This window comes from Actinomadura sp. NPDC049753, assembly GCF_040674655.1.
Lineage (GTDB): Bacteria > Actinomycetota > Actinomycetes > Streptosporangiales > Streptosporangiaceae > Spirillospora > Spirillospora verrucosospora.
The window spans coordinates 1-10,865 of sequence record NZ_JBFARL010000244.1 but is presented as its reverse complement, the minus strand read 5'-3'; the positions used below and the strand labels follow the sequence as shown (position 1 = coordinate 10,865).

The window sequence follows — 10,865 nt, the reverse complement described above, 5'->3', positions numbered from 1 at the left end:
GTTCCCGAAGCAGAGCGGGCGCTACATATCCACTCGCGGATGCGCCGCCAACCGGAAGGTCGGCGACAACTACTCGCGCATGCACAACAAGTTCATGACGATCGACAAGGTCGCGAAGAAGGGGGGAGGCGTCGCGCGGAACGTCGTTTACGTGGCGTCCGCCAATCTGCACGAGTGGACCTCGTACGAAAGTGCCATCACGGTGCGGGACGCCGGGCTGTACAGGTTCTACAGCAGATATTTCGACGACATGTACCGTCTCGCGAACAGGTCGGGGCGGCTCGACAACTACGGATCGAGTCACGTGTACAAGCCGTCCGGCGGGAAGTATCAGGTCTACACGTTCCCTCGGAGGGAGGCCGCCGGGAAAGCGCGCACGAGTGCGTCCAACGATCCGGTCGTGGCGGACGTGAAGGCGGCGAGGTGCTCGCGCAGTGCCAGCGACGACGTCATCAACGTGGCGAACGTCAGGGTCGCCCGGATGGCGGTGGCCAACGCGCTCATCGATGCTGGGAAGCGCGGCTGTACGGTCCGAGTGCTCTCCGGGGACATCGCCTATGAGGACGGTGGGGCGGAGCTGATCTACGCGGCGGTCAACAAGCTCGCGTACAGCTCCTACATCGAGGGCGGCGTCAGGTACTGCGGGCCGGTGAACAACATCTCGTGGATGCACGAGAAGTTCATGCAGATCAGTAAGGGCACGTCGTCCGGCCTGTACGTGGGCAGCCACAACCTCACCGTCCAGGCACTGCGCCAGCAGGACGAGAACATCCTCCGCGTGCGGAACGCCACGCTGTACACGGCCTACACCGGGCGTTTCGACTCGCTCCACACCTACTGCTCGCAGTGGAAGCCGAAGGTGCCTCCTCACACGGGTCCGGGCGACAACGCGGTCGAGGACGTCGACTAGAGGGCGCTCGGACGCCCCGGCCGTGTTCCGTGACTGTTCCGTGAACAGCCGGCAGCGGCCGGTAGGAGTGGGGAGCTACAGGGAAACGACGAGAACGGCCCCTGACAGCGTTCTAGCTGGTCAGGGGCCGTTCTACGTGGTGGTGGCGGGTGCAGGGTTCGAACCTGCGTAGGCTAAGCCGACGGATTTACAGTCCCACCGCCCAATCGCCCTGACCTGCTAGTTCGCTGCTGATCCCATAAATCTCGGCCCGCATTCGGCACAGCATGATGGCGACCAGTCCGGAGCGGCTTCGTCCTTAGAGATCATCGAGTATCCAGCCCCGCCACTCATACCGGATAGAAGTACAACCACCCCGCCACCGCCCGCCGACCGAGATCAGCGGGTGCCTGACGCGCGCCCATGGCGGGGTTGGAGGCCCTCCTTGTCGTCGAGGAGGCCGGCACCTCCGTCCGATCGGCCTGGTCACCCAACCGCTGGACGTCTCGCTTGCACTATCAAGGGCGCAGCGTCACGGTTGGCCGTTGAAGGACAAGCCTTGTGGGTCAGTGATGGCTCGTAGACACTCGTTAGGATCAACAGTGGTTGCCATCCGGTGGGCTGGAGGAACGATCCCTGCATACAGTGGTGGGAACAAGTGGGTGGGAGTGGTATCCGGAAGTGAGCCACCAGTGCCTCCAGACTTGATCAAGTTGGCCAGCCGGACGCTGGAGCAAGCAGAGGCAGCCTGGGAGAACCACAGAGACGCTGCCCCTGTCTCTTTTCATCAGTGGAACCGGGAACAGGTCCACGAGGCACTGAAGTTGCTTGGAGCGGCTACCGAACGGGTGCCCGTAAGGACGATCCATCTAGCCGGTGAAATCAACCTGACTTATGTGCAGGCAGCCAGGATCCTGAGACGGGTCGGCAAGTCCTACATGCGTCAAGGGATGACTAATGAGGCACAGGTCGCTAAAAGTCTTAAGAAGAAGTTGGAAGGCAGCCTGTATCCTCCCTCCACCGTTCCTTCGTGGCTGGCAGCGGATATGGTGGCCTTTATCGCCGCCTACGCTTCGGAAGATACCGAGCAGAGCTGACCACAACGCCTACGCTTCACTTGGGGACCCGGCCTGACCGCTCGCCTCTGCCGAGGGCCGGTCCGCATCGTTCCGGAGGGTACGCCCGCGCGAACGGCGAGACGGTGTGACAGACAGCTTCGCGCGGGCGTGCCCTCCGGCCCGCGGGGGGCTGGGGGCCGCGAGGCACCCGCTTCGGGCCCGTTCAACCGGTCTAGTGCTTGGGCCATTGACCGCCTGCTTTTCAGAAGTAGCAACCACCCTGCGGCCACCCCGCCGACCAAGGTCAGACGGGGCCCCACGTGCGCCCGTGATGCCGCTTGGTGGCCGTCGTTGCCGTCAAGGTTGCCGTCAAGGTTGCCGTCACTGTCCGGCCCTTCGACCTCGCGCTTTCAGCCGTCGAACGTGCCGCTCGTGCTGCCCGACGCGGCGCCCTTGGGCGCGGTCGATGAGCAGCGTCCGCGGGTCGGCCGCCAGCTCGTACAACCCGACCTCGAACGGGTCGGCGTCGTACTCGATGAGTCGAGCCAAGGTGTCTCGACCCTGCTCGGCAGTGATTCGCAGGCGCACCTGTTCCCGCCAGACAAGCTCGCTCGCCTCGGCCTCGGCCATGCTCCGACGATAACTCCTCGGCTCGCCGTGACCACCTGGATGCGAACCACCGGCACACTGCACCTCACCACCCCCACCCCAGCTACACCGTGCACCGACGTGAGCCCGCGTAAGCACCCGTTGCGGGTACTCCGCTGCTGTACAGCAGTACACAGCGAGCGATTCATTCCGAGTCTCAGCTGACCTGCTGACCTGCTGACCTGCTGACCTGCTGACCTGCTGACCTGCTGACCTGCTGAGACACTCTCACAGATAGCTCGTGGCTCCGAGCCTGTCCCGCACCCTCCAAAGCCGTTGTTAGCTCCTGCGTTAGCGAGCTCAGGGAGCTGAGGGCGTCGCGCCTGACCTCACCGCCTGTCGGCGCCCCAGACACGACTTGAACCGTACACAACAGCCGTGTTTGCGTAAACAGTGCCGCTGTGGTTCCATGGTGTTTACGCAAACAGAGAGACTGTATGCGTCAACCTGGAGGCATCATGGCCACTGTACTCACGGCGATCCGCTCTCAGATGGGGTCCACTCCCTACTACGTGACCACCATGAAGGTGTTCGAGCTGGTCCAGATCGCCCGCCCGGCTAGCGAGAAGGACGAATGGGCCACCAGCGGCCTGACGGAGCGGCTGCAGCGGGAGCTGAACGATATCCGCGTGCGGACCGAGATCGCGCCCTACCTCGCCAAGTCCCCGGACCGCTTCTTCGGAGCCCTCATCCTGCTGCTGGATGCGGATGAAGAGCCGGTGTTCGAGTCCCTGACCGACCTCGCCAAGAACCTCCCGAACGCCTACAAGTCGTCAATGGCTCAGGGGTTGGGGTTCCTCACGATCAACAGCGGCGAGCGCGTTCTCCTCGACGGACAGCACCGGTTCGCCGCGATGCGCGAGGTCGTCATCAACAAGTCGGTCGACGGCGAGTACGTCAAGGACGTCGCCAACGACGAAGTGACCGTCATCATCGTCCCGAACATCAGCACCCAGCACACCCGGAAGATCTTCAACAAGGTCAACCGCTACGCCAAGACCACCAGCCGGGGCGACAACATCCTCACCAGCGAGGACGACGGCTTCGCGATCATCACCCGTCGTCTGGCCGACGACGATGGCCCCCTCGCGGGCAAGAACCACAAGGGCGAAGCCCTGGTCAACTACAAGAACAACACCATCACCGACCGCAGCGTTCAGCTCACCACCCTCAGCGCGGTCTACGAAACTGTTCAGATCGTGGCCAGGTACTACGACCTCGCTGATGAGCTGAACGAAAAGAAGACCCATGTCCGCCCGGAAACCGAGTTCCTCGACCAGGGCTACGAACACGTCCAGGGATGGTGGTCGACCGTCCTGGACGAGATGCCCGTGCTCAAGCACGGCCGTGACAACACCAAGAACCTCCCGGAACTGCGCGCCAAGGACGCCAACCACGGCCTGCTCTTCAAGCCCGCCACCCACATCGTGCTCTTCCAGGCGCTCTCCCAGATCCTCAGGCACGCCCCTAACCTCACGCTCAAGGAAGCGGTGGCCCGCGCCTACAAGGTCGACTGGAAGATCACGAGCCCGCTCTGGCGGGACGTCCTGATCAACTCGGCGCACAACATCCTCACTAAGAGGGAGAACTACAACCTGGCCGCTGATTTCCTCACCTACCTGGTCGTCGGAAACCAGATGCCTACCAGCGACGTCGACCAGCTCGCCGAGCGCATCGCCACCGCTCGCGGCGAGGACATCATGACCTTCGAGCTCCCGGCGCCGCTCACCTCCTGATTGAGCTGGGCAGCTGGGACACTCGACCGGCGAGGATTCGAAGTGCTCGTTCGCGCGAACGGCGAGACGGTGCGACAGCCGAAATCGCGCGGACGAGTGCTTCGGCTCGCGGGGGTCCAGGGGGAGGCGTAGCCCCCTGGTTTGAGATCGATCAACTGGGTCGGACCGCCTGCCGTCAGATGAGCGCTCTCGCTGCTGGGGCCCTCAAAGGTCGGCGCCTCGGCGGCGGCTCACACCTCGCCCGTCCCAGAATCCTTCGGCCATCCCGACACTGCCCCGGCCTCGTCCGGCTCGTCCTCGGCGTCATCCCCGTGGGTGGTCTGGGAGGACGAACACCCCGCCGTCGCCGTCCTCACCGCCCAGAACGAACGCCGCGACCGCGACGGTGACCGCGACGAGCAGGACGGCCAGATCTCCATCCCCGTCCCCGGTCCCGCCGACCAGTCCTCCGCGGCGTCGTCCGGTCCGCCGTCTGCCTCCTCGTCGACCGGTGCGGCGGGGCCGCTGGTCGACTTCGCGCGACGCGTCGCCACCGAACACGAAAGCCGACACGGGCGGCCGATCACCAGTGAAGCGCTGCGCGCCCGGTTCGGCGTCTCCAATCAACGATGACAAGCGCGCGGCCCTCCGGAAGTTGGGGATGCTCTCCGCTGACGCCGCATGGTGACGCCCCAAGACAGGTGTCTTGAGGCGTCACCATGTGGCGAAAACCGTCTTCAAGATCCGGAAAAAGTAGGTAGTTTGCTCGCCATGAATATTCTCGGACCCTTCACGCTTGAAGTGAAGGCATTGCATGCATCCGGTATGACGTACCAGCAGATGGAGCGGAAGTCCAAGCGCGTTCGCTCGTGTGTATGGTTCAACGACGTAGCTAACGATCATTTCGTTCGTCCGCCCTTGGAGCATGAGCTGGGCAGGTTTGCCGAACTCTTCGGGACGAGTAGTCATCAAGTCGGCTTGATGGTGGCTGAACAGTGGCTGGGCATCACATATCGAACCGTGTCACCGGTCGTGCGAGAGCTGGAGCCGATCTTGATTGCCCTCGATGGGGAGGACCGGCAGAGGATCAGAGACTTGGCGGAGCGGCTGGCACAAAAATCTCCCAGCGGAAAGTTGCCTAAGTAGATAGACGTTGCCGCCAGGGGTGCCGTCAAAAGGCCCGGAACCGTGTGTGGGTTCCGGGCCTTTTTGCTGGTCTTAGAGGTGGGCAGGGGCGGGGTCGAACCGCCGACCTTCCGCTTTTCGAAGTAGCAACCACCCTGCTCGCGCCGCGTTCGCTGAGGTAGACGGCGCCTCACGGTTGCCCCTGTGGCCCGGCGTGAGGGGTCGTTGTCGTCAGGACTGTCGTCAGCTTCGGCGGTGCTGACCTCGGGCGGGAGGGCGCCGAACGCGCCGGTCGTACTGCCTTACTTGGCGGCGCTGGATGGCGTCGATGAGCGATAATAGTGCGTATCTGACCCGCCGCAGGGCCGGCCGTGGGCTGAGGATTCGCGGGTTGGTGCGAAGGTACACCTGAGCTTCTCAGAGAGGTCGTCGATGAGTGAAACTGTCTACATCACCGCACGAGGCGACCGTCACCATGCAAGCCCCGACTGCTCGGGCATCACCGGTCCGCACAAGTCGGCAGTGACCCAGGGCTACGAAGTGTTTGAGCCCGAGGAGGTCACGCTTGCCGATGCTCAGCAGCGTGGGAAGGGCATGCCATGCCCAACCTGCGGTGGCTCGGCGTGAGCAGCGCTCGCTCCACCTACTGCCCCATCCTCATGAGTCGGCTTGGTCGTGGCCGCGTAGCGCGGGACAAGGCTGTTAGCCTCACCTCGCGCACGTCCAACCATCGGACGAGATGGCAGTGCGGCGAATTTACAGTCCCACCGCCAAACGGCCATGACCAGTGTGTTGTTCATCGCGCTAGCGAACTCTGGCCCGCATCAGGCACACCGCCAGAACCTCCGACAGGCTTCTGTGTTGGTGCCAGCCCTGCCGCCGGCTTGATAGGTGATGACCTCGGGCTCTGAGCTGCCGAACGTACCGATTGTGCAGCCGGGTTCAGTGTCGCTGTGCGCGTTCCAGAAGGAACGGTGAGAAGCCCCTACCAGTACGTGAAACACGCTCGTCTCTGCTTGGTCACGTGCTCTGGTCGATGGGACAGGCTTTGAGGAAGGCAGAGCCATCCTCCGTGTAAGGACCTTCAATCTCAACAATGGAGAAGCGTTTTTGGGCTTCGGCGAGCAAGCGTTGCGCAACTTTACGGCGCCGCCAACTTGAAGCCGTCCAAATATGCGCTACGGACTCGTAAATACCGTCTTCATCGCGATCATGCACTATCACGAAACCAACGAGGTTGCCACTGTAATGCACCCGCTCGTCTTCTCCCCCGCCTGAATGCGAATCCGGGGCGAGCATCAGCAACCAAATTCCCCCTTCCCCAGGGGCGGTATCCCAACCAGCTGCACGCCTGTAAGCGCGGGCGGCTTGGTACAGGGAACTGTCATACCAGTCATCCAGGCCCTCAACTGACCTCCGATCGAGTTCAATCCCGTCGACGCAGTGAACGTCGTTATCGAAGTCGTGCAGCGCTATTACAGGCTCCCAGTCGTCCTTCGGAAGAGATCTCCACCCGATAAGCGGGCCAATCTGAGCAGCGGCGGCACAGTTTGCCTCGTCGACCACTACAGGAAATTGGAAGATAACTTGCGAGATTGTCATCCGCTCTTCGGAGAGAACTCTATCGTCACAGACAGCTTCTAGCGCACGATGTGCGGCCCGAAATGCCATCTCGACCTCCGGCGCTACGGGAGAATTCTCGTCAGCCATATAATATTCCTCTCTTGCTGCTGCCGTTCTTGTGCAGCTAAAATTAAGGTGATCTGCCCAGTATCTTCGGGCTTTCTGCCGGCACCGCCATTAACACGGACGGCCGCCCCGGTGGGTACGCCCGCGCGAACGGCGAGACGGGGTGACAGACAGTTTCGCGCGGGCGTGCCCGGCCGGCCCGCGGGGGGCTGGGAGCCGCGAGGCCCCCGCTTCGGACTCGCTCAGCCTGCGTCACCGCTCACGTGTTGCTATTCAAGGCTCGACCTTACACATCGGTTCAGGCCACTGTTGGATTCGACGCCTGAGCTGCTCGTGGTCCGGCTTAACGAGCACCCCACTTTCGGTGATAGCTACATGTACCGTGCCAGCGCAGGCTGGAGAAGGCAGCCTTGCAACTGTCTGGCGGCCTTCGGAAGATACCTGGCCACTCTGGCTAAGGTGCCCGAAGCAGGCTGGCGTGACCTGGGTACACATGACGCGAGCCTTGACCGAAGCGGCTTCTACTACTGCTTTGGAAGGGTGCCCGTACCTGTTGGACGACCCGGTCGATATAATCACCGTATCTGGCGCCGTCTGGGCAAGAATATGATCCCGCACCTGCCCGTCGCTGTCACCAGCCAGATCTGCTCCGTGATGCGACCACCTCACAATATCTGCATGCGCCAGACCACTAGAAAGCAAACGTCGCCACGTGTCGGCGACAGCATCACCCCCGACCAGGATATTGGCAGCACCAACACTGACCTGGACTACGGCGCTAGCAGTGTTTCGATTACCGGCCACCACAGCTCGCGTGACCTCGCTATGACTCGGCGCTAATAGCTTCCAAGTCACGCTGCCAATATCTTCAGCAGCACCCTCTTTAGCTTCGCTCAATCGAGTGCCGAGCCGCTCCAAGCCGAGAAATAGTTTCAGCGTACTCCTTACGCCGATGGCGCTTCCAGCCGTAGGAAAAAGAGTATCGTGGTTATAAAGGACCCTGCGGAGCGGCAGAGCTTCTGCTATTCGAGCCACGCCACCATAGTGATCTCGATCCCAGTGCGTTACGATTGCAGTGTCAATTGATATCTGGTTATCCTGAATAAACCTGATCACCGTACTTACATCTTTTGTATGGCAATCAATGAGCAATCCACGGCTACTGGCGTTATCAACTACTAGCGTGCAGTCACCCTGCCCGATGTCAACGAACCAAGCCTCTGCGAGTACATTTCCGGCCCTTGGGGGAAGAACCGCTCCAGCCATCCCACCGCCTACGTCTCAATAAGTTGTTTATCCTGGATCGGAAACCCAATCAAAGAAATGGAGTCGATAGTCAGCCGACGTCAGATCATCTAGGCTTCCGCTTACCTGAAAGTCTATGTCGGGTTGACAGAACCAGCCCGAGATGCCGCGAGGTATACCGACCCAGCTACCACTATCAGTGGTGACACCCGAGACCCATACTCGCAGTCCGCGCTCATCATCCACTTCAAGGACTTGCCCGTAACTTGGCACACTTTCTTCGCTGAGAGTTTCAATTTCCCCGGCATCGCCCTTTGCCGGGTAGCGCACTGTTCCCTCTGGCGCAGCGTGACCAGCGAGGTTCTCGGCGATGCTCTGGCGCACCACTTCGGGTAGTTTGTATACGTCAGCGACTGTTCTTTCTAGTTTTTGCCCCGCCGCCGCGATTGCGCTGGAATCTTCTCTCCGTACAGCTTCAACCATCAACGCACCGGCCTGCGCCAACGCTGCAATAGCTTCCGTTGTGTTTGGAAATGGCAGCGACTTAACTACGTCAGTTCGTACGTTGCGTCCTGGGTTATGCTCATCAATCCAACAAGCACACATTCCGGAGCCAAGCACGGCCATGCTCGCATAGAGTCGCTGCTCCTCCGAGAGTTCGCCCCAGCCAGGCCAAGCATCGTTAGGGACTATGATGTGAAAGCTCTCTCGAACCGCGATGCCACGCAGGTCATATCCGACTTTCAAACGCCAAGGATCATCACTGATCCATCGCTTCGCCGTTACCAGCACTTTCTTACGCAAGACATGCTTGATTGAGCCAGCGCTCGTCTTATCGAAGTCTTCTGGGAATCTAACAGGCAGCAAATCGTCAGGGTCTGCCTCACCGAAACCCGGAAGGGCTCGGTGCGAACTCAACTCACGGATGGGTGTCTCGCTAGCGGAACGCTCTGGCCGGCCAGGTTTCTGTGGTCTGCCGTTCCTGACGATAGTGGCAGTTTCGAATGAAATTAGATCGGAACGCTTGCTCAGGTGGCGAGAAACGGGTCCAGCAAGTATACCTTCACCTGTTGGGCCCAGTTGGACAATATAGGCCTGATCAGGTTGACCGTTGCGCAGAAAGCGACTGACGCTTGAGTTGTTGCCCTTCACGTTCTTTACGAGAGAAAAGGTCCTGCTATCCTTTGAGCTCTCCTTCTTTTGAGCCACTATTACCGCCGGTGCAATAGCGGAAGAAGTCTGCTCAAAAATCTCCGACGGTAGGCGCCACACTTCGATCAGCGAAGCGCGACTCAACAAGAGTTCACGCGTATTTCTACTCGTGTCGGAATTTAGCCAACTTAGAGGTAGAACGCATGACAGAATTCCACCTTCTCTTAGATTGTCCAGCATCCAAAGAATAAAGTCATCGGCTCGTTCTTGACGTCGTCCTCTTTTTCTGGAGTAACTCCAGGGAGGATTGCTCACTATGATCGAGGGGCGATTTTCGCTAGAAAGCTGCGCATCTAGGACATCCCCTGTGTGCACCTGCCAGCTATTGCCTATTGGCAGGGCCGTCATGAGCAGCGATAGTTTTGTGATCTCAGTTGCGAAATGATCGCGATCGTATCCTCGAAGGTGGTTCACCAGATAGCGATGCACCGAGCCGGAATCAATATTGGTGGGCTGAAGTTCTCTCAAGCGCGCCGCTGCGGCGAGAAGTAGCGTGCCTGATCCGCAAGCTGGGTCCAAGACATGCCGCTCACCGTCCGGGATATGTTCGACCGGAATTGTTTTCATAATTTGGCGCGCTAGAGCTGGCGGCGTATAGAAGGTGCCCTGTTCTCGGCGAGTTGCCTTAGTTGTGAGGACCTGTTCATAAACGTCACTCACCAGGGCGGGCTCAAGCGCTGAAAAGTTGACCCTGCTACTCAGGTCGCCAACGATTTCGTCGAATACCTCTTGCTCCTCGGCACTGAGCTCACTTAGCCAGTCAAAGTAACCAGAGAAGCGAGCAGCTGCCACATCAATCAGGGCACCCCCCTGGAGATTGGGGGAAACGATATCTTTATCGCGCAACATAAGTGCCGCAAGGGCACCAATAACCAAGCGAGGAGAAAGCACTTCACGTGAGGGATCGACGGCGTCACTGACTCTGACGACGACGTCCTCCACGATGTCTGCAAGGAGGCGGTGCGATCGACTTCGCGCGTTATTTAGCAAGGAGATGTCGAGCGGAAATAGAGTAGTCTGTGCTCCACTTTCCTTGATTTTGCGAACGGACTCAGGATCCAGAGCCGCGAGTCTCGCAATAACGGGTCCAGTTTCACCGATTGGGGCCGTCACTAGTTCACGAGATGCATTTGCTTCATCTGACACTGCCCACAAACTCAAGGTGTCTGGAAGCGCCACCAGAGCGACGGGAGCGGCGAGAGCTACCGCATTGGGGAGCGTGTGTTGTCGTATCTCACGGACGCTGTCTACGATTTCGGCGACGACTGCGGCCGTTGACATGTC

9 protein-coding genes are annotated in these 10,865 nt (G+C 60.3%); 5 read left to right on the top strand and 4 right to left on the bottom strand.

Going from position 1 to position 10,865, the window contains the following annotated elements; genetic code table 11:
• A partial coding sequence (locus tag AB0K37_RS36655; RefSeq protein ID WP_363989265.1) for a phospholipase D-like domain-containing protein occupies positions 1–910 on the top strand: 910 nt, incomplete at its 5' end.
• Positions 911–1,593: 683 nt separating this feature from the next.
• Positions 1,594–1,986, top strand: coding sequence for a hypothetical protein (locus AB0K37_RS36650; RefSeq protein WP_363989262.1), 393 nt, complete (start codon positions 1,594–1,596; stop codon positions 1,984–1,986).
• Between the two features lie 342 nt (positions 1,987–2,328).
• Here AB0K37_RS36650 and AB0K37_RS36645 read toward each other — a convergent pair whose 3' ends face one another.
• A complete protein-coding gene (locus AB0K37_RS36645; RefSeq protein WP_363989259.1) occupies positions 2,329–2,577 on the bottom strand; it encodes a hypothetical protein in 249 nt (82 codons plus the stop codon).
• A gap of 476 nt (positions 2,578–3,053) precedes the next feature.
• Here AB0K37_RS36645 and AB0K37_RS36640 point away from each other — a divergent pair, with 476 nt between their 5' ends.
• From AB0K37_RS36640 to AB0K37_RS36630, 3 genes are all read left to right on the top strand, one after another.
• On the top strand, positions 3,054–4,331 hold the full coding sequence (locus tag AB0K37_RS36640) for a DNA sulfur modification protein DndB (protein ID WP_363989256.1): 1,278 nt from the start codon (positions 3,054–3,056) through the stop codon (positions 4,329–4,331).
• A gap of 315 nt (positions 4,332–4,646) precedes the next feature.
• The gene (locus AB0K37_RS36635; protein ID WP_363989253.1) at positions 4,647–4,943 is read left to right on the top strand and encodes a hypothetical protein; all 297 of its coding nucleotides are present in this window, start codon (positions 4,647–4,649) and stop codon (positions 4,941–4,943) included.
• A gap of 138 nt (positions 4,944–5,081) precedes the next feature.
• Positions 5,082–5,456 carry a hypothetical protein gene (locus AB0K37_RS36630; RefSeq protein ID WP_363989250.1) on the top strand — a complete coding sequence of 125 codons (375 nt, stop codon included), beginning with the start codon at positions 5,082–5,084 and terminating at the stop codon, positions 5,454–5,456.
• A gap of 999 nt (positions 5,457–6,455) precedes the next feature.
• Here AB0K37_RS36630 and AB0K37_RS36625 read toward each other — a convergent pair.
• From AB0K37_RS36625 to AB0K37_RS36615, 3 genes are all read right to left on the bottom strand, one after another.
• On the bottom strand, positions 6,456–7,145 hold the full coding sequence (locus AB0K37_RS36625) for a GNAT family N-acetyltransferase (protein ID WP_363989248.1): 690 nt from the start codon (positions 7,143–7,145) through the stop codon (positions 6,456–6,458).
• 252 nt (positions 7,146–7,397) lie between these two features.
• On the bottom strand, positions 7,398–8,390 hold the full coding sequence (locus tag AB0K37_RS36620) for an MBL fold metallo-hydrolase (RefSeq protein WP_363989245.1): 993 nt from the start codon (positions 8,388–8,390) through the stop codon (positions 7,398–7,400).
• Between the two features lie 27 nt (positions 8,391–8,417).
• Positions 8,418–10,865, bottom strand: a 2,448-nt coding sequence (locus tag AB0K37_RS36615; protein WP_363989242.1) for an N-6 DNA methylase, incomplete at its 5' end; no start/stop codon positions are given.